Annotated in this window: 16 protein-coding genes; 6 read left to right on the forward strand and 10 right to left on the reverse strand. The window is 35.7% G+C overall.

From position 1 onward, the window contains the following. The first annotated feature begins 217 nt into the window (after nt 1–217). The 3 genes from ACHRWY_RS00615 to ACHRWY_RS00625 all read left to right on the forward strand — a co-directional run bounded on the left by ACHRWY_RS00615 (nt 218) and on the right by ACHRWY_RS00625 (nt 8,594). Nucleotides 218–3,169 (forward strand): Ig-like domain-containing protein, encoded by a 2,952-nt coding sequence (locus tag ACHRWY_RS00615; RefSeq protein ID WP_395351503.1) that lies wholly within the window; start codon nt 218–220, stop codon nt 3,167–3,169. Nucleotides 3,170–3,968: 799 nt separating this feature from the next. Continuing rightward, a complete protein-coding gene (locus ACHRWY_RS00620; RefSeq protein WP_395351505.1) occupies nt 3,969–7,157 on the forward strand; it encodes a SusC/RagA family TonB-linked outer membrane protein in 3,189 nt (1,062 codons plus the stop codon). 12 nt (nt 7,158–7,169) lie between these two features. Continuing rightward, nucleotides 7,170–8,594 (forward strand): SusD/RagB family nutrient-binding outer membrane lipoprotein, encoded by a 1,425-nt coding sequence (locus ACHRWY_RS00625; RefSeq protein ID WP_395351507.1) that lies wholly within the window; start codon nt 7,170–7,172, stop codon nt 8,592–8,594. A gap of 174 nt (nt 8,595–8,768) precedes the next feature. Here the strand turns inward: ACHRWY_RS00625 and ACHRWY_RS00630 are convergent, their stop codons facing one another. The 9 genes from ACHRWY_RS00630 to ACHRWY_RS00670 form a co-directional block, all read right to left on the reverse strand. Next, nucleotides 8,769–9,170, reverse strand: coding sequence for a hypothetical protein (locus ACHRWY_RS00630; protein WP_395351508.1), 402 nt, complete (start codon nt 9,168–9,170; stop codon nt 8,769–8,771). A gap of 160 nt (nt 9,171–9,330) precedes the next feature. Next, nucleotides 9,331–9,885, reverse strand: coding sequence for a YceI family protein (locus tag ACHRWY_RS00635; protein ID WP_395351510.1), 555 nt, complete (start codon nt 9,883–9,885; stop codon nt 9,331–9,333). 5 nt (nt 9,886–9,890) lie between these two features. Beyond that, complete coding sequence (locus tag ACHRWY_RS00640) at nt 9,891–10,280, reverse strand: cytochrome c (protein WP_395351512.1); 390 nt, start codon at nt 10,278–10,280, stop codon at nt 9,891–9,893. A gap of 19 nt (nt 10,281–10,299) precedes the next feature. Next, nucleotides 10,300–11,142, reverse strand: coding sequence for a DUF5777 family beta-barrel protein (locus tag ACHRWY_RS00645; protein ID WP_395351514.1), 843 nt, complete (start codon nt 11,140–11,142; stop codon nt 10,300–10,302). Between the two features lie 7 nt (nt 11,143–11,149). Further along, nucleotides 11,150–11,554, reverse strand: coding sequence for a hypothetical protein (locus ACHRWY_RS00650; RefSeq protein WP_395351516.1), 405 nt, complete (start codon nt 11,552–11,554; stop codon nt 11,150–11,152). Nucleotides 11,555–11,868: 314 nt separating this feature from the next. Beyond that, nucleotides 11,869–12,747 carry a hypothetical protein gene (locus ACHRWY_RS00655; RefSeq protein ID WP_395351517.1) on the reverse strand — a complete coding sequence of 293 codons (879 nt, stop codon included), beginning with the start codon at nt 12,745–12,747 and terminating at the stop codon, nt 11,869–11,871. Between the two features lie 318 nt (nt 12,748–13,065). Continuing rightward, nucleotides 13,066–15,600 (reverse strand): carboxypeptidase-like regulatory domain-containing protein, encoded by a 2,535-nt coding sequence (locus tag ACHRWY_RS00660; protein WP_395351519.1) that lies wholly within the window; start codon nt 15,598–15,600, stop codon nt 13,066–13,068. After that, on the reverse strand, nt 15,601–16,500 hold the full coding sequence (locus ACHRWY_RS00665; RefSeq protein ID WP_395351521.1) for a FecR family protein: 900 nt from the start codon (nt 16,498–16,500) through the stop codon (nt 15,601–15,603). Between the two features lie 50 nt (nt 16,501–16,550). Beyond that, nucleotides 16,551–17,066: an RNA polymerase sigma factor gene (locus ACHRWY_RS00670; protein ID WP_395351523.1), complete on the reverse strand. Its 516-nt coding sequence runs from the start codon at nt 17,064–17,066 to the stop codon at nt 16,551–16,553. Between the two features lie 200 nt (nt 17,067–17,266). Here ACHRWY_RS00670 and ACHRWY_RS00675 point away from each other — a divergent pair, with 200 nt between their 5' ends. The 3 genes from ACHRWY_RS00675 to ACHRWY_RS00685 all read left to right on the forward strand — a co-directional run bounded on the left by ACHRWY_RS00675 (nt 17,267) and on the right by ACHRWY_RS00685 (nt 19,712). Next, a complete protein-coding gene (locus ACHRWY_RS00675; RefSeq protein ID WP_395351525.1) occupies nt 17,267–18,286 on the forward strand; it encodes a hypothetical protein in 1,020 nt (339 codons plus the stop codon). A gap of 233 nt (nt 18,287–18,519) precedes the next feature. Next, entirely contained in the window at nt 18,520–19,482 is a 963-nt protein-coding gene (locus ACHRWY_RS00680) for a YheT family hydrolase (protein ID WP_395351527.1), read from the forward strand. 62 nt (nt 19,483–19,544) lie between these two features. Then, nucleotides 19,545–19,712 (forward strand): hypothetical protein, encoded by a 168-nt coding sequence (locus tag ACHRWY_RS00685; RefSeq protein ID WP_395351528.1) that lies wholly within the window; start codon nt 19,545–19,547, stop codon nt 19,710–19,712. Between the two features lie 130 nt (nt 19,713–19,842). Here the strand turns inward: ACHRWY_RS00685 and ACHRWY_RS00690 are convergent, their stop codons facing one another. Then, nucleotides 19,843–21,027 carry a DUF3570 domain-containing protein gene (locus ACHRWY_RS00690; RefSeq protein ID WP_395351530.1) on the reverse strand — a complete coding sequence of 395 codons (1,185 nt, stop codon included), beginning with the start codon at nt 21,025–21,027 and terminating at the stop codon, nt 19,843–19,845. Between the last annotated feature and the right edge of the window lie 10 nt (nt 21,028–21,037).

Raw genomic sequence — 21,037 nt, forward strand, 5'->3', positions numbered from 1 at the left:
ATCATCTCTTTTTTCTTAAATTATAAAATTATGATCTATATTAATTCTTGATTTTTTATTTGTTTTTAAAATATAAATTACTGATTGTTAGTTATTTGACGCAGCGAAAACGTTATCTGAATCTTGATTTTTACCTCATCTTTTTTTAAAATTCTTTTTTAAGTCTAGTTTCGTTAGGTCCTTTTTTAGGATGATACTAATTAAAAAACCGAAAATTATGAGAAAACAATTACATGCTATTTTTTTTAAGGGAAGTAAATATTGTCCAATTATAGTCTGGCTCTTTTTCGCCCTCTTAACCTCAAATTTATATGCGCAACGTGGTTATTATGATGCGCCCTATAAAAGGTATGAAGCAAACTCAGGACAATTGTCTAATGGCAGTACGACTACTTCAAAATCATACAATCAGGCTGATCTTCAGTCCGAAGCCTCAGACCAGCAATGCGTAAATATGTCTGCTGCCAATGCTGCCGTACAATGGACACTTTCAGAAGCTGCAGACGGACTCGTAATTCGATATAGTGTTCCTGATGGACAAACTGCCACTTTGGGAGTATATAATGGGAGCACAAAAATTACAACCCTTACCTTGACTTCAACCTGGTCCTGGGAATATTTGTGGAGTAACGGAAATCCAAATAATGGGGGAATTACAAATCAAAACCCCAGAATGCGATTTGACGAAGTGCGTTATAAACTTCCTGCTAAAATAGCGGCATCCGGAACGTTAAGACTGGTGAGAGAAACAGGTAATATCCATTTGGATTTTGCAGAGATGGAACCGGTTCCCGCGATCTTGACGGCTCCGTCAGGTTCCGTGACTTATACAGGAAATGGAAGCGACCTTCAGACTTTTATTGATGCAAACGGAGGAAAAAAAATATTTATTCCAGGTGGTGTTTTTAATGTTAATCGGGAATTGTATTTTGGCGCTGCCAACACTTCATTAGTTGGTGCCGGAATGTGGTATACTCAAATTAATTTTACAAACGCCAGCACGGGTAACGGAGGATTGCGTGCCAATGCAGCCGGTATTTCATTTGCGGATCTTTATTTAACAACAAATGCCGCTTCAAGAAGTAATTCTTATAAAGCCATAAATGGTGTATTTACATCGGTGTCAACCATAAAAAATATCTGGGCAGAACATTTTGAATGTGGCGCCTGGATTGCACAATACAATGTTGGAGGGCCTGCAATAGCGGATGGATTTACCTTGTCTCATTGTCGTTTTAGAAACAATTATGCCGATGGAATCAATCTTTGCAAAGGAACTGCCAATGCGATTGTAGAGCATTGTAGTTTTAGGAATAACGGTGATGATGATCAGGCAATCTGGTCTGCAGACGGGCAGGAATGTATCAACAATACTTTTAGATACAATACTTCAGAAAACTGCTGGCGTGCCTGCGGTCTTGCTATTTACGGCGGAAAAAACAACAAAGCTTACAATTTAATTATAAAAGACAATCTGGAAGCAGGTATACGGGTTAGTAATAATTTCCCCGGAGCACCATTTAACAATGATGGAATGCACGAAATTCACGATATTACAGTAACAACATGCGGAACTTTTAATGATACTTATAACAATCCCGTAGCCGCAGTAGATATTTTCAGCGCTACGAATGCCGGGACTCAGGTAAAAAATGTTCAGTTGTATAATATCGACATTTTAGATTCCAGAAATGATGCTATTTCTATCAGTAAAAGATCAGGAGATGGTATTTACAATCTTACTTTTAAAGATATTACGGTTAACGGAACAGGTAAAGAATTTCCAAACAATAATGCACTTAACCGAAATTGGGGCAGAGGTTATTTTGTGCTTATAGCAGGTTCTCCGGCTGGAAATGGCACTTATTGCAATATGAATTATTCCAATAGAGGCGGTAATGCAGCGGCTAATGAAGAAACCAGTGCAATTGGTACATTTTCCTGGACGCCGGCTTCTAACTGTTCAGGTGCAGCAGTTGCAGTAACAGGAGTTACGGTTACACCCGCAACAGCCACTTTAGGTGTTGGTGCAACACAACAAGTAACACCAACTGTTGCCCCGGCAAACGCTACAAACAAAACAGTGAGTTATAGTTCTAATAATACTGGTGTAGCAACAGTAAATAGTTCAGGTTTAGTGACTGCAATTGCTGCGGGATCAGCAACCATTACCGTAACCACTCAGGATGGTGCCAAAACGGCTACGGCTGTAATCACAGTAAATTCATCAAATGTAGCCGTAACCGGTGTGAGTCTTAATCCGGCATCAGCAACATTGGCTGTGGGTGCAACACAACAGTTAACGCCTGTAGTTCTGCCAGCTAACGCCACTAATAAAGCGGTTAGTTATGTTTCAAACAATACTGGTGTAGCAACGGTTAATAGTTCAGGTTTAGTGACAGCAATTTCCAACGGAACAGCAACGATTACGGCAACCACTTCAGATGGAAATAAAACAAGTACGGCTGCAATTACGGTTACTGCGGCAACGGGAAGCTATTTTACGATTAAAAATAAGTGGACCAATAATTATTTGTATGATGCCGGAGCCAATGTAGGATATGGTGCCACTGTAGCCAACAATAATTACAAATGGGAAAAAGTAGCCGTTGATGCGACTTATTTTATATTAAAAAACGTAGGTACCGGAGATATAATGCATATCGAAAACCTAACAGGAGCGGTACAGTGTACTACCGGATCTTCTGGTTGGTATAGCGCACAATGGTCTAATGAAAATGTTGATGGCACCTGGGTTAGAATTAAAAACAGATGGCAAACAGGAAGTATGATTCATATTGAAAACCTAAATGGTTCTGCTCAATACGCCGGAGCGCAAAACAATTGGGAGAGTGCACAATGGCAATTTCAAAGTACTTCGACATCAAAGAAAGTTGAGCTTAATGAGACAGAAGCAACAGTTGAAAATAATGCAGCAATTACCGTTTATCCAAACCCATCCATCAATAATGAATTTAGTATTGTCTTGCCGGAATTAAAAGCAGGTGATATGGCAACAGTAACGGTTATTGACATAAATGGAAGAAAGGTTTTGGTAAAAAAACTAAATGCATCTTCAAAAATAAATCATGATTTAGCTGCGGGAATATATGTAGTTACCATCAGTTCTGATGTTTTTAATGTCTCAAAAAAACTGATTGTAAAATAAATCATGCCATACTATAAAGTTTCACAAATGCCTGTAAGAATTCAAAACTGTAAAAAATAAAGATCTTATAGTTCCGGTTTTTTATCAGTGCATAATTTAAGTCCCCTCCAAAGTCATTTGATTATGGAGGTTTTTTTGTTCCTCACTCTAAATTTCACACTACTAAAATAGCCCAATTATTCAGTGCTTATACTATTTTTTTGCCAGTACCCGGAATAAAAAGAAGGAGTTTTTCTAATTTGAACTCATGAGCTTAAAAAAAATCTTACACATTAACAAAAAAGCTATGAGGTATTAACTTACTTGTTATTAGTTAATTAAAATTTTAGTAAAATTTTAATTAACATTTTTTTTGCAAAAAGAACGATTAAAATTTTGGAGTTAATATTTTTAATATACTTTTGTTCTATCAAATTAGTAGAATTTAAAAATAGGTTAAGAAAAAAAGATTAAACACCATCAATTGCATTTCACTTTTGAACAAATAGGAATCATCGAACCCTTTATGCAGATGAGTTGCTGCTGTCAAAAAACGAACAATCTCTAATTTATATCAAATTAATAAGACGTATCCACAATTAAAACGGGGAGAGAAATCTTGTAGAATATCAATTTAAATAATAGTAATCCAAAATAAATAAAAATGAAAAAGCGAATGTGTTGCAGGTAAAAAGAAAACCATTTCCGTTGCAGCAGAAATGGTGAAGCTTAAAGAAATTGTACATCTCTTCTATAAGGAAAGTGAGAGTAGAGTAAATCTATTTTCGGCTCACCTTATTTATTAAACTAAAACAAAGTAATGAAAAAAAAATTAAATAGATATGCATTTTTATGCATTTTGTTGATTTCCATAGGGATTAAAGCGCAGGAAACCAAGCCGTTAATCCAATCTAAGCTTGAAGGAATAGTAATCGATGCCGTTACAAAGGAGCCTGTTATCGGGGCTTCGATAAACATTAAAGGCACTACACACGGGGCTGTAACAGATTTTGACGGAAAGTTTTATTTCCAGACAGGGCAAAAATTGCCTTATACTTTAATAGTAAGTTTTTTAGGATATAAAAAAGCGGAAATTGTGGTGAATTCAAATCCGGTTACTATTACCCTTTCTCAAGAACAAAATGCGTTGTCAGAAGTTGTAGTTACGGCACTGGGTATTACGAAAGAAAAGAAATCTTTGGGATATACCACTCAGGCATTAAAAGGCAAGGAGCTTTCGGATACCAAGGAAACCAACTTTTTAAATAGTCTTAGCGGTAAACTGGCAGGAGTACGTATTACCAATTCGCAAGGAGATATGGGATCTTCACGTATTATTATTCGTGGCGAAACGTCTATATCCGGAAATAACCAGCCCTTATTTGTGGTAGATGGAGTTCCGGTAGATAACTCGCAATTGAACTCTGTTGGAGGAGCCGCTGCTTCCCGCGATTTCAGAAATGCAGTTTCTGATTTAAATCCTCAGGATATTGAAACATTAACAGTGCTTAAAGGACCTAATGCCGCTGCTCTTTACGGATCGCGTGCTGCCCATGGCGTGGTTCTGATCACTACAAAATCAGGAAAAAGCCAACAGGGATTGGGCATAAGCTTCAATTCAGGTATAACGATATCTCAGGTTGCTACATTACCAAGCTTTCAGAATTCATTTGGACAAGGATCAAACGGAAAATTTAGCTATGTAGATGGTAAAGGAGGCGGAATTAATGATGGAGTTGATGAAAGTTGGGGACCTAAACTCGATGGACGCCTTATTCCTCAATTTAATTCAAATGGGGTCGCAGTGCCTTTTGTGGCGCATCCTGATAATGTAAAAAACTTTTTTAATACGGGGCTTACTTATGATAACAGTATTTCTATCGCCAAATCAGATGAAAAATCAGATTTTCGTTTAGGGGTAAACAATCAAAAACAATTAGGTACAGTTCCTAATAGCGAAATAAACAAAACAAACTTTACGGTTAACACGAATTACCAAATCTCTAAAAGCATAAAAGTAGGGGTAACAGCCAATTACATTGTGACCACAGCACCAACTTTGCCGGGAGGACCAACAGGTAACCGTGCTGCGGGTGTAATGTTACAGTTTCTTTGGTTCGGACGTCAGGTAGATACGGATGCACTTAGAAATAACAGAGATGTTAACTGGAATAACAGTTACTACAGCAATCCATATTGGAATGCTTATTATAATACTACAAGTCAGCAACGTAACCGTTTTATAGGGGATATCCATTTAGAAGCAAAAATTGCAGACGGACTTCTTTTCAAATTCCGTACAGGAGTTGATTATTATAACGATCGCAGAAAATACGAGATTAAGTATGGTACAAACGGAACTCCTTTTGGGTCTTATGCTGAAGATGCTTATACGGTAGACGAAAGAAACACAGAGGGTATTTTACAATATACTAAAAAAGTAAATGATGATTTTAGTGTAGATGCACTTGCCGGATTCAATCAACGTAACCATAGTGATGCCAACAATTATCAAAAAGCACCACGTTTAGCCGTTCCTGATTTGTACACCTTAACCAATTCCCGTGATCCGTTAACGTCATCGAACCTATATTCAGAATTAAAAGTATACAGTGTATATGCTTCAGCTCAATTGGGATATAAAAATTATGCATTTTTAAACGTAACAGGACGTAACGACTGGTCATCTACATTACCAAGCAGTAACCGTTCTTATTTCTATCCTTCTGTTAGCGGTAGTTTAGTATTATCTGATGCTTTGAATTTGAAAAGTAGTACACTTGATTTCTTAAAACTACGTGGTGGCTGGTCTGAAGTAGGTAACGATGCAGATCCGTATCAATTGAATACAGTTTACAATTTTCAGGCTGCATTTGACGGAAATCCAATTCAGACTTCTTCTAAAAAGAAGCTTAATGAAAACCTGAAACCGGAAACAACCCGTTCTACTGAAATAGGTTTGGAATCTTCTTTCTGGAAAAACAGATTACATCTTGATTTTGCATACTATAACACCAATAGTTTTGACCAGATTCTTGAAATAAAAACGACTACAGCTAGTGGTTATGATTCACAATTAATCAATGCGGGTAAAATAAACAACCACGGTATAGAAATTCAATTGGACGGAAGCCCTGTTCAAACGGACAATTTCAGATGGAATGTGGGGGTAAATTATTCTAAAAATATAAGTAAAGTTGACGTTCTTGATTATGACAAACAAATTCAGAACTATACCATTGCTTCTTCCGGAGGTGTTGATGTATTAGCATCTGTAGGGCAGGCTTACGGCGCACTTTACGGAACAGCTTATTTACGTGATACAAACGGAAATATAGTAGTGGGTGCAAACGGATTGCCACAAGCAGATCCGCAAAAGAAAGTATTAGGACATTATACGCCCGACTTTATGGGAGGTATTACCAATACACTGACCTATAAAAATCTTGAACTTTCATTTCTTGTTGATGCAAGAGTAGGAGGAGAGCTTTTTTCAGGAACCAACAGAACGGGTAATTATACAGGTGTACTGGCTCAAACTCTTCCGGGTCGTGATGCAGCAAATGGCGGGTTAAATTATTATGTGACCGGCACTACAAAAACTTTGCTTGCTAATGGTGCTGCTGCTCCTGGCTCGGCAATCGTATACGATGACGGAATGATCTTTAAAGGAGTATATGCTGATGGAACTCCAAACACTTCAGTGCTTAGTGCGCAGGAATATTACAAAGCATCATACAATATTAGCGAAGCCTATATTTATAGCTCAACTTTTGTAAAATTAAGAGAAGTAAAACTAGCTTACAATTTTAATAAATCATTTGCTAAAAAGCTTGGTTTTCAAGGCGCAAGTATCACTGCCGTAGGCCGTAACTTGTTTTTCATCTACAAAGATGTACCAAATATCGATCCTGAATCAGCTTTCAATACCGGAAACGGACAAGGTTTAGAGAGTTTGGCCTTGCCCACTACCAGAAGTTTTAGCCTTAATGTTAATCTTAAATTTTAAAAACACGAAATCATGCTAAAAAGAATATCATATATAACTCTATTTGCATTGTCACTGATCTCTTGCAGCGACAATCTGGATGAAATTAATAAAAATCCAAATGCAACGGAGACGCCATTAGCACCTTATCTGTTAACTGGATCATTAAAGCAGGGCGCCGATTTGTATTGGGGATCAGATAGTAACTTTAACTCGTCTTTGTTATTTGTCCAGCATTGGGCTAAAATTCAATATACAGAGCCGGACAGGTACGATGTATCGAATGGATCTTTTACTTCTTTATGGAATACGGGATATGCAACCCTGATTACAGATTTGAATACGATCCTGAAGTTCTCAGATCAACAGGCAAATTCAAATTATAAAGGAATTGCCTTAACATTGCGTTCATGGACCTTTTTATTGCTAACAGACGCTTTTGGAAGCATTCCTTACAAAGAAGCAGGTCTTAAAGTAAATCCTGCATATAATACTCAAAAAGAAGTGTATACAGGATTATTAGAAGATTTAAAACAGGCTCAGTCTTTGCTAAATCCGGCAAACGGAGCGGTAACCGGAGATTTGTCTTATAAAGGGGATATTACGAAATGGAAAAAACTGGTAAATTCGCTTCGTTTGCGTATTGCGTTGAGAATTTCAGACAAAGAACCTGCTTTAGCGAAGCAGGCTGCAATTGATGCAACTAGTGATGCTGCAGGTGTATTTACCAGCAATAACGATACTTTTAAGTTTACGTACATCAGTTCGCCTCAGCAAAATCCAGCTTCGGCCTGGTTCGAAACTCGTGATGATTTTCGTATTTCGAAGACCTTGGTGGATAAGTTAAATGAGTTATCTGATCCTCGTTTACCTGTGTATGCTCAATTACCAACAGATGCAACAGTAGGTAAATATGTTGGAGGGGCCAATGGGTTATCAAACAGTGATGCGAATAGCCAGGGTTTTGCTAAAACATCAAAACCGGGTACTTACTTCCTGACTTCGACATCGCCTGCTGTGATTGTTTCTTATTCTGAAACGCTTTTCAATCTTTCCGAAGCAGTAGCACGTGGCTACATAGCCGGAGATGCAGAGCAACTTTATAAAAGTGCTATTACAGCATCATTTAATCAATTTGGTATTACAGATGCAACAGCTATTTCTAATTATCTGAATCAGGCGACTGTGAAGTACGATGCAACCAATTATGCCAAATCAATAGGTACACAAAAATGGATTGCATTCTATGGTCAGGGTCTTGATGCTTTTGTGGAGTGGAGAAGACTTGACTACCCGGTCCTGAAAGCAGGTCCGGCTACGGTTTTGAACGGACAAATACCTTCGCGTTTCTTTTATCCGGGAACAGAGCAGTCGTTAAACGGAACTAGTTATCAGGCTGCAGTAGCTGCGCAGGGAAAAGACTTGCTTACTACAAAACTATGGTTTGATGCTAAATAATCCGGATTGATAGCGTTGTACTCAGCTTTAGTTAGCGCATTCATCTTAAAAAAAATTTAAAAAAAAGCCCTGTATCAATTGTTTGATGCAGGGCTTTACTAATTGTAGCGATATCATATAACTAAATATGATTTTTGCAGGGATAATCAAAAAAATCAGCATGCTGTATTCCCTTTAGGCTCTGCTAGTGGGATTAAAATGCTGCAAAATTTGTTTAGGCGCTGCAATAACTTCCCTGCGAATGGGATCAAACCATTCTACTTCTTTGGTCACTTCGGCACAGCATTCGTTTTTGGCGTTGAAAAAGCAACTTTTAATATTGATTTTGTCGTCGATGTAACAATGTTTCATCTCCACAAAAAAATGTTCGGTAAACATTAGATTTTTATGGCAAACGAATACATGATTTGCTTCCTGCAGACCTAGATGCAAAGCATTGAGTTTCTCTTTTGAAAATCCGTTAGCAAACAAAAAATGATATAATAATCGAAGGGTGTATGAAATATAAGCAGTACTTTCCATTACCATATTATCATTTACATCTTCTCCGGCAACAACATAATTTTTGCAGATCATTTAGATTCAGTTAAGGGAGTTAGAAAAAAGAGGTCAGTTATAAAACTGACCTCACAACATTAGTCATGTTTAATGATCTTCAGATCATAAAGGGAGCTCTTTAGCTAATATGTAAAAGGCGAAAATTTCTATTATCTAAATTTCACGCTATTAAAAACGATTATTTAACCAACAAAAAATTGTAACTGATTTTTATTTTATCCGAAATTTTCTTTCTGACCAGACTTGGTATTTCGATATCGAAATCTTCCGGTTTTACTTCAAATGAACCCACGGCATTGACTCCGTTTTCAGCTTTCGAAACTTTTACAATTACGGTTACGGGTCTGGTTTTTCCGTGAATGGTAAGATCGCCTTTTAAAGTAAAATTTTTAGCGGTACTTGTAATTTTAGAACTATCAAAATCTTCTATTTTACCTTTTAAAGTGGCTTTTGAAAACTTTTCAGACTCCATGTAATTTTCGTTAAAATGTTCTTCCATCAGGGCAACTTTAAACCGAAAGCCTTTTATCAGAACCAAAGCTGCGAAATCTCCGGTTGACTGCTCTAAAACGGCAGACACGCTTTTATTTTCAGCAGCAACTTCTTCATAAGAAGGGGTAGAAGCCTGAAACTTTATACTCCCGGTTTTAGTGATTAGTTTTTGTGCAAATCCAGCTGTATTTGCAGCAATAACCAATAGTAATACGATGAAATTAATAAATGGTTTTTTCATAATAATTAATTTTCTTTTAGTCCGTCTGTATTCCATTTTACAATAACATCAATATTTGCCTGAGACATTCTCCCTGCCTGAGGCATAATGCCCTGTTGTCCGGTTTGCAATTGAATTCGATTTAGTAAACCGGCGCTTTCAACTGCTGCTTTTACCTCAGCATAAGTAGTCAGAGGCCTGAAACCTGCAGATCTTCCATTTTGGTGGCAGCCTATACAATTGGCGTCGATAATTGATTTGGCATTTTTAGTATAGCTAAATGTGGCTGTTGGTTCAGTAACCGGTGGTATTACGGTTCCGGTATCAGGAGGTGTCGAAATATCCTGAAAAGTATCAGAATCACTGCAGCTGGCAAGGGCAGTCAGTAAAATGGCAAGTGTGATTATTTTTTTCATAATTTGTTGTTTATAGTTATTAAAATACTCTGTATAAGTTAAATCCAAAGAAGAAATCTCCTTTACCCCAGTTTCCAGATGCATTAGTTAAGTATCCGCTCTCACTCATGGATTGCGAATTGGTAAAGATTAACTGAAAAACATGCCCCCCGGTTTCGACATCCAGGCCTACTGACAATGGATTTTCATAAAATCCCGGTGTATTAAAATTGTGCATGTATTCTAAATTAACCGATAACCTTTTGGTAATTTTATAACGACCACCTCCTCCAAAAGAAAACTGATTATCTCTTTCTATATCCGGATTGTAAAGGTTTTTGTGTATAAAAGACGGCACTAGTTCTAAGGATAGTTTTTCACTGACTTTTCTGGATATTAATAACTGTTGTACGTATGTCATACGATGCTTAAATTCTAAACCCGGATATTGGTCCTTTTCTAAAAAAGTATTAATGTCGGCAACACTATACCCAACAATATCCACAGGAAAGCTGTCGTCTTGTCTCATCATTCGGTATTTTAATCCGGTCTCGTACATTTTATTTAAGGTATGTCTGGAAAGACTAACGGATAACCAATCCGTAACACCATAAATACCACCTAATTTGGTAGTGGCATTATCAAGACCAAAAAAACTATCAAACCCGTCTTTAACAGTTCCAAAACGATGTGAGACCACAAAGTAGAACTCTTTTTTGGCAGGCATTTTTGTTGTCTGTAAAGTAACCAGCTGTAAAGCTTTAAAAGTTGCTGTTGAGTAGCTTTTTTCTACCTGAGCAGAATCAAGATCTTTTAGTAAATCATCTTGCGAATATGCCATTGTAGCTAAGAAAAGGCAGATTGGGACTAAAAATTTCTTCATAAATTGATTAATTGTTTTGTTTGTTAATGCTGCATTGGTCTAGTTTCACCTCCTGAAATAGTTCATCGTAGCCAATACATTTACCTTTTACCTTTATTTGATTGTGGATACGTTTGTCTTTTGCTTTTTGAGAAAACAGACAAAAAATATTATTTTCAAGTATGAGTACAGAATCCGTTTCTTTTGTCACCCGGCCGGTTATTTCAATAGTTTTATTGAGATACAATGAATCTGCTTTTTCCGGATTTGAGTTGTAATCTTTTATTAGTTTTATTGCAGCTATACTGAAGTCCGGTTTTTCCGATTCTATATTGCGGGCTTCCTTAAAGAGAAATCCGTAATAAAAATAAATGCCCGCTGAGACCACTATCAAAAAGGCCGCAATTACAAATGCTGTTTTTTTTCTTTTCATATTTATGCTTTAATTTTCAGATAGAAGTAATTCTCATTATTATTTTCAATATGCAATGTTTCTCATTGAATATTCATCTGATAATTTATACTGAGTTCATTTGCTGTCCATAAAAAAGGGATGCCAGCAGCTTATCTTTTTTAGTAAAAGGGAGCTAATTCAGTTCTGTCAAAAACAATTATGTAGCTTTATTTTTTGATTTTATGAATTAAATCTTGCAGAAGTATACTGGAATGGTCTTTTTTATTATTTCAAATTAGTCCAATTCTCATTGCACTAATTTGAAATAATATAAAGTGATCTTATACCAGTTCTTATATAGCAATTGGTGAATCTTTTACCGGTACAGGCCATACTCCCGGACTAGGGAAACTGATTCCTTTATTTGAGCCTCTTACACTTGCATCTTGTCCAAAATAATACAAAGGCCAGCCATTGTAAGTCAATTGAGATTTACCAAATACCGTAATAACACTAAATTTAGATTTGTCAAGAAAAGAAGGAACAACAATTTTATCTGTTTCATATATAGGCCAGACCGCATTGTTTGAAAAATCTGCTTTTGTAAAGTTGTTCTTCTTGAAATTATCATTTTTAAAAGTATACAACGTTGAACCATTAGCATCTGTAAAGTAGGTGGTTAAACCATCTCCGGCTGTGTAATCTGATTTGTAGTTTTTACCATCATGACCTATAAGCTGGCTTTTTACAAGCATTACAGAATAATCAGGTTTTGCTATAAACCAAATACCGCCAACACCATCTCCGGTTGTCTGGCCTTTAGTTTCAGGTGTGTTTGTCCCGTTTATATTGGGTGCATAATAATACAACGGCCATCCTTTATAGGTAAGTTGTTTTTTACCAGATGAGGTAGTAATAGTTCCAAAATCGGAGAATGTTAATCCCGTACCTAATTTGTCAGCAGTTAAATTATCTACATAAAATGCAGGCCATACGGCTTCACATCCGCCCGTACAAGAGGCCTGGCCTTTTGCATCTGACCCAAAAAAATATAAAGATTTTCCATCTTTATCGGAAAGATAAGATCCTAATGTAGTACTGGAAGAAAGGCTGATTTCTTTTTTTGCTTCCGGAGCAGGAGTATTGTCTGTATCCTTGTCATTACTGCAGCTCACGAAAATTGAGGTTGCCATAATAGCAACTAAAGCGAGTTTAATTTGTTTTAATTTCATTGTTCTTTAATTTAGTTAAAATGGGAAATATGCTTTACAGATCTGGTAAAGTATTTGTTGTAAATTATATCAGGAAGTCGTGCTCCATATTAATGTGCATTTCGTTCAATAATTTTTTAATTTTTATTGTTACGAACTGTCATAAAAATGGCCTTGATGATATAGGGTCAGGTTTTCTGCTGGGGGCATTTTTTATTCTTTTGATAAGGTTCAATAGTAAAACAGCTTTGATGCAGATTACCCTACCAAAGAATTGTTATTTTAGAAAAAAAATAAAAAAAAAGACAAGAATTTTTTACAAACCTTGCAGCAATGAAGTTAGAATGAAACCCTAAAACTCATATTTGGAGTTCTTTGCAGCGAAAATGTTTCGACTTCCTCTATAGAACTCGTCAGGGAACTTATTCTGTAATATTCGCTGATTTCATTTTTTCTGTTTAGGATATTTAAGACGGATATCCCTAATTTGTATTGTATTCCCTTTTCAGTTTCCCATTTGTAAGTAGAGGAAATATTAACCTGCGAAAAAACATGCAGATTGGTATTGTTTGGTGTGTTGTATACCAATACAGGGTCTGAAGGATCTATTTGAGAGAGATCAGCAGAGGTTTTGGGCCTGCCAGAAGACCATTTTGTTCCCAAAGCAATTTTAAAATTATTTTTCTCATAAATTCCCGCCCAGGATACCGTATGCATTAACTCAAAATTGTTGGGAAAACGCGGGTATTCATAATTAGAAAAATGGTAATTATTATGGTTATACGTATAACTTAACCAGGTCAGAAAGTGATTCATTTTTTTTTGGACCAGCATTTCAGTTCCCCAAATTTCATAATCGCCGGTGGTTCGGACAAATTCCAACTGATTCTGAAAACCCTGGCTGGAAGTTGTAATTCCTGTTACTTTTTTATAAAAATTTTCTATATCCACCAGCCAGTCATTCTTTTTGTAGAATAAATTCAAAGAAATTTGCCTGCTTTTCTGAATAGGGATTGTAGTATTATTTGAGATAATCCAGCGTCTTTTTTCAATGCCAAAATAATCTTTTTGCAAATCGATAATTTGTTGTGAATTTTGACTTTTCAGTTCGCCCAACAGTTCTAAGTTTAGACTTTTACTGATGCCATAATTAAATTGAATCCGGGGTTCTACGATGTATTTCTTAAATTTTTCAATATAATTAATTCGCGTTCCTGCCTTAAAATATATTCTGGAAAGCGTATCGTTGTATTTCCCTTCCAGAATTAAGGCATGTGCTCTTAATACGTCTTTTACTTTACGAAAGAAATCAGGATTGCTTACCTGTTCTAAATTAGTGATCCCTATTTCATTAAACTGATACCCGTCGTTTAAACTAAATTTAGAGTTCAGGATATGGCTGTTCTCCAGATTAATTCCATTATTGTTAACGGTGTTTTCCTGAATGGCAATTTGATTTTCAATGCTGGTATTTTGGTTGCCCAAAAGCTCATAAGCCGAGTTATAAACATTAATTTTAGTAGTGTTGAATTGGTTCCAGTTTCTTTTCCACGACAAATTTCCACCATAATTTTGTTGCCGCAGTACATTTTTTTCCGATTTGTTTATGTCGTATACAGTCGCACTTTGAAAAACTTCCAGATTGTCTTTTATGGTAATTAAATCTAGTATTATTTGGTCTTTAGTTCCAATTTTTTGGGCATATTTAAGTGTAGCATCATAAAAGCCAAATTTTTTATCACTTTGATAATCGATATTTTGTTTTTCTGAAAAATCAGTGATGGTAGTATTTTGAAATATTTTGTCGAAATATTCCTTGTAGGTAGGTGTTTCTACAAAATCAGTAATGGATTTACGTGCCGAAATTTCGATATAACTCTTTTTCGAAAGATTGTATTTGGCATAAATATCGGCATTAATCATATTTATTCCGGCACTAAATGAGTTTTTTTCTGCAGTTTCCGGAGTAGAAGAAATAGCCACTACACTCGATACACTTTCTCCGAAAAAGGCAGAACTTCCATTTTTATAAATAGAAATGGTATGCGCCAGATTGGGATTAAAAACAGATATCAAACCAAAAAAATGTCCCGTTTGAAACATTCTGATTCCATTCCACAAAAATAAATTTTGGTCGTGTGTGCCACCACGTACATTAATGCTCGAAACGCTTTCATCAAGACTGTTTACACCCGGAATTTGCTGCATTGCCTGTAAAGCATCGGGCTCGATAAGTCCCGGCAGAATACCAAATTTCTTGGGTTTAATTTCAAATGAGCCATCTGTGTTTTTTGAAATCCCCGAAGCCAGAATGGCATTGGCTTTAATTTCTTCAAGTACTGTAATTTCGGGTTCTAAAAGTATTTGCAGGCAATTTTCAGAAGCCGGATTACCAGCCACAATCCTTTTGGTAACAAACCCGATATGACTAATCAATAAAATATTTCTGCTTTCTTTTTTAAACTCAAAATAGCCATTTGAATCCGTTGTAATACGGGTTTTACCGGTTAAATTAATGTTTGCGTTTTCAATAGGTTTTTTATCTGTACTGGAAAAAATGTAACCACAGATTTTTTGATTTTCAGTATCTTTTTTATAAATATTAATGAATTTGTTTCCTATATTTTCAAAAGACAAATTCGTTTTTTTAGCCAGATATTGTAGTTTCTGATCTAAAGAAAGTGATTCTTTGGGAGGTGTTACCTGCAGGTTTGCAACATTATCCTCGGTGTAATTAAAGCTAACCTGATGCTGCTCCTGAATATCAAGTATGATTTTTTTTAAGGGCACAGCAATGCCTTTGTCCTGAGCAGCAAGATTCAGGACAAGGAAAAACAGAAAAAATGAAAAATGAAATGATTTGGGGAGCAGCATTTATTTTTCGTCAAAAATTATTTTATTTTTTGAGACTTTTTGAATCTCTAAATGATAGGTTGTACTAATAATCTGCAAGGCGACATTCAGGTCTTTAGTGGGCAATTTTCCTGTAAAAAGCGAAGTTGTATCTTTCGCATTCAGTTCAATCGTAATGTTGTATTGCCTTTGAACTTCGTCTAACACACTTTTGATATTTTCTTTATTAAAACAGATTTGGTTGTCTATCCATTCAGGTTCTGACGAATTTACAACAGTGCTGAATTGTTTTCCGTTTTCGAAAGTAACACTTTGTCCGTGTGTTAGTATGATTTCTTTATTGGCATAGTTTACTTTTACACGTCCTTCATAACATACGACATCAAACCTTTTTTTTCTGGCTTTAACGTTAAACTGAGTTCCTAAAACGGATACTTTTCCAAGACTGGTGTGCACTTCAAAACGTTTTCCTTTGGAGACCCTGAAATAAGCTTCTCCTTTTAATTCAAGACGTCTGTTACTGTTCCAGTTCCATTTCTTATAGTTGATTTCAGAGCCGGAATTCAATACTACCTCAGAATTATCGGGTAATGAAAAACTAGTCTTTTCGCCAAATTGTGCTGTTTCGGTTTGTGGTACAAAATTTTTGATTACAAAAGTAATTCCAAGTGCTAAAACAACGATAGCGGCTGCCTGGAACATCCATTTTTTGTATAAAGGAACTACTTTTGGAGCCGCTTTTTTCTGGCTCAGAATGTTTGACAACATTGTATTTTCATCCAGATCATCTACTTCTAAATGAGCCGTGTAATCCTTTATTTTTTGGTATTTTTCAAAATCGGGACTTGCTTCAAAGTCAGCTAATTCGTCCGGAGACAAATCATTGTTGAGCCATTTTGCTAATAAGCGATTTTCTTTCATTGTATAGTACTATATTATTAAAACAGGTGGAACTTAATTTACCCTACTTTTTACAGATCAATTTCTTTACGTAAGCTTAACAAAGCCAGATGAATGCGTTTTTCGACTGCCTTTACGCTAATATTTAGCTCCAGGGCAATCTCGCTGTATTTTTTTCCATCAATCCGATGCATCAAAAAAGCGATCCGTTGTTTTTCGTTTAAGTTTTCTATGGCTTTCAATAGTTTGGACTGAAACTGTTTTTCTTCCAGGATATATTCGGGACTTTCATTTGTTTTGTCTAAACCGCTGAAGTTTTTTTCATATCTCAAAACCACTTTCTGATGGGCAATTTCATTAAGACTGCTATTATTTGCAATCGTATAAATATATGATTTTGCTTTTTCAAGTGGTACCGAAGCGCAGTTTTGCCAAAGCTTTACAAAGGCTTCCTGAGCCAAATCATCGGCCTGGTCTATATTGCCAAATTTGTAAAAAAGAAAATTACGAAGTGCTTTTATCTGACTTTTAAAAAAAGACGAAAAAATTATTTCATCGCAAGTGTTTGATTGGGATTTGTCTGGCATTTATATTTTCAGTTTGTACGATGCAAAAGTATTTGTTTTTAGTTTAAGTAGGGTAAAAGCAAAGCTGATTGTTTTATAGAAACATAAAATGTCATTTGTTTTCTTTTGCTATCATGAAAAATGAAATTGAAACCCCTTGATGCCGAATTTATTATAAAACAGTTTTCTTTAAATTTTATTACATTTGTAAAAATATAAGTATGTTCCCTTTGAAAAAATATTTATCGCTAGCTGTTTTTCTGTTTTTACTGTCTTGTCAAAGTGAATCAGAAGAGCAAGACTATAATCAACAAGGAACAGTTACAAATGTTTCTCCTCTTACAACTTATCTGCAAAGGGTTGCTATGGTTCAGACCGTGCAGGATAATGTAATCGACAGGTCTAGTTATTGCACCATAAAACTCCCGTATACCGTTACTGTCAATAACACAAAAATTGCAGTAAATACCACTGCAGATTATCAAAAAGTATCCGATAATATCAATGCCAGTAATACCGATGATGATATCGTAAAAATAGATTTCCCGGTAACGATGGTATATTATAATTATATCGAAAAAGTCATTCCGGCCGAAACCGATTTTAACGCCCTGATCGATTACTGGAATCTTTACCCTGATTTATTATCCAAAATTAACGGATTAAACATCAACTATCCGATCACTATAAATAGCTACAACAGCACTAATCAAACAGCAAGTTCTGTATCGATAGTAAGTGATCAGGCATTTTTTAATTTTATAAAAAATTTGAATAGCAGTCAGTATATTTCCTTAAAATATCCAATTTCTATAGTAGATTATAATAATCAGACAAAGTCGATTACCAGTAATTTAGAGTTTGAAAATGCTATAAAATATGTTATTGATTACTGCCCTGAAAATAATATAACAGCACTTGATCTTACAGAAACAATAACAAAAGGTTCCTGGGGAGTACCTTACTTTTTTAGTGGTTCAGATAAAACCTCTTCTTATAGCGGATATTCATTTGTGTTTAAAAGTGACAAATCGGTAGTGGCTACCAAAGGGGCAATTTCGGAAACGGGCCAGTGGGAAACGACAACAGCGTATGGCGTCAGGACATTAAAAATAAATTTCAGTACAGAATTACTGGGCAAATTGAATAGTAACTGGACGTTGTTTGAGTTTAATAATTCGCAAATACGATTACGGGATGTAGGTACTGGTACCAATTACCTTTATTTTGAAAAAAATTAAATTTCAACAGCAGATTTATAGTTTCTTTTTTACTGAAATGGGGTAAAATTAAGTTTGTTTTACTCATATTCCTGTTTTTTAAAATTACCGTAAACAGCAAGTTCAGCACCAGGTTATTTTAAGCACTTTTTAATCCCGGACATAATTTGTAACGATGAAATAAAAAAGGCAGTTTTAAATTACATGTCAGTTGATTTCTTAGATTTGTATAACGCATCAAAAAAAATCGTATCATGCCGGTAATTGAACAATCAGAATATAATTTCCCTTCTATTATTCATCGAAACAGGCACATTTCGACGATTTATGCTGCTTTGTTTAAAAGGTTTGACGCTCCTGGATACACAAGAGAAAAACAAGAGTTAAGTGATGGGGATTTTATCAATATCGATTTTATTATAAATGACCCTAAAAAAGCAGTTATTTTATGTCATGGCCTTGAAGGGGATTCCCGGAGAACATACAATAATAGCTGCGCGGCTTATTTTCAGCAGAAAGGGTTTTCCGTTTTTGCATGGAATAACCGTACTTGTGGAGGAGAAATGAACCGACTGCCTAGACTTTATCACCACGGTGCCGTTGATGATCTGGATGAAGTGGTGCAGTTTGTTTTACAAAAAGGATTCGAGGAAGTGTATTTGATTGGATATTCGATGGGAGGTGTTCAGCTCCTGAATTATTTTGGCTGGACAAAAATCGATGAACGTATAAAGGCAGCAGTCTGTATTTCAGTGCCCACTCATATTGCAACAAGTGCTGCGATACTTAAACAAGGTTTTAACAGGGTTTATTTAAAGAATTTTACAATTGATATTAAAAGAAAGCTGAAATACAAAGCAGCACAATTTCCGGATTTTATAAACCGTGATCAGATTGATAAGATCTCTTCTTTTGATGAAGTAGATCAGTATTTTACAGCACCGCTTCATGGTTTTGCGAGCCGGGATGACTATTATCATCGTGTTTCTCCTGAGTTTTCCCTTAAAAATATTACGACTCCCGTTTTAATTATTAATTCTCTTGATGATCCTTTTTTAGGCGAAAGATGTTACCCCAGGGCGATAGCGCAAGACAGCGAATATGTTTATCTCGAAACACCAAAGTACGGAGGGCATTGCGCTTTTCCATTGCGTAATTCAACATATTCATACGCAGAAAAAAGAGCCTATGGTTTTTTTACATCCCGTAAAAGTTAGTAAAGCTGAATACTCTATCTGAATACTATTTTGGAAAGAGGTAAAAAGGGCTGTATAAAACAATGAAATTTATCTCAAAATGTAGTTCTATTTATTACTCAATTGGTTTTTACAGAGGATGGTCCATTTTAATGATTTTTAGAATAGACTATAATGGTCTCAATACCACAGTTCTTCCATGTAATGATATTTTATACAATAATGCGGGCGTTGGAAGACTTAAACCATAATTGAAACAAAATTCAAAGGTGGTAATGAAATTAAAGATTAGAAGGTAAGAAAAGATTTTTGCTATAGAATCTTAAACCACAAAACCCAATTGTATTAATTGGGTTTTGTGGTATAAGATCAAATTAAGTGCTATTTGTATTTTATATTGATACTGATAATATCCGAAGTCATATTAGTCGTTCTGGTATAATGTCCATAACGAATCTCTAAGGTATTCCAGTGTTTAAGACCAAAGATTCCGTTAAGAGGCGTAAATTTCATTCCCATCCCAAAAAAACTACTGTCAAACTTAGACAAGTCATAGTTGCTGGTGTAATATTCATCGGCTGCAGTATGTTCTCCGTAAGGCTTAAAATACTTGGTTCCGGTTTGTGTATAATACCTGTAAAACGGACTTATTGAAAATGCCTGTGTTAACTTGACAGGAATTTCAAGATCAGCCGTATGTGCTTTTAAGCTCCAATCGTCAGTATAATATCGGTAATAAGCCCTAATAATTACATTGTCTCCAAGAAAATAGCTTGCCCGGATTCCCAATGGAATTTTTAATCTGGTGTCCGGCATTTTCTCCTGATGTACAGATCCGTCGGTAAAATAAACCCTGTGAAAAGGCAGGCTTAAATAACCGTTCTGGCTAATGACATCACCTACAAGCATTACCTGCAGATTTTTGTTTACCACCTGAGAGTAACTTAAAGTCCCTGCAAAAGTATTTCTGTTGGCACTATCATAACCTTCACTTCCCGGAGCACGAAGCTCAATAGGTTCAATTAATTTTAACTGATCGATAAAGGTTTGGAATTTAGCTGTAAATTCTCCGTTTCGGTCTTTTGTTTTTTGGGAAAAACTAATATTTCCTCCAAAAGATTGGTAATCAAATTCAGTTGAAGAAGAAACTCCAATACCAATTGTTCTTCCCGTTGCTTCATTTTCCCGAATATAAGTCAAAGAAGGATAAAAGCGATTATCTGAAGAGGAAGCAGATGAATTTGCACTCAAATCAATCATATCTGATGATGCAGAGGTATAGTGGTCGATACCTGCTTCTATATCAAAGGTATGTTTGATTCCGGTTTCTCCGTATTTCACTAATTTAACATCGATAGTATTTGCAATATCTGTCAGATGTTCAGAACCAATTCCTCCTGTAACGGCTGAATTGTCTCCGTTTTGCTTGTAATAGCTCGAAACTAAATTTACTTCTTCCAGTTTTAATTTTTTACTTTTATAACTGGTAGAATCCGTAGGGACATTTTGGGCTCTTAATTGAAACAATCCCAATAAGGCAAGTCCTGTAATAAATATTCTTTTCATTTTATAATAG

The sequence above is a fragment of the Flavobacterium sp. FlaQc-48 genome, from assembly GCF_044007335.1.
In the GTDB taxonomy this organism is placed as follows: domain Bacteria; phylum Bacteroidota; class Bacteroidia; order Flavobacteriales; family Flavobacteriaceae; genus Flavobacterium.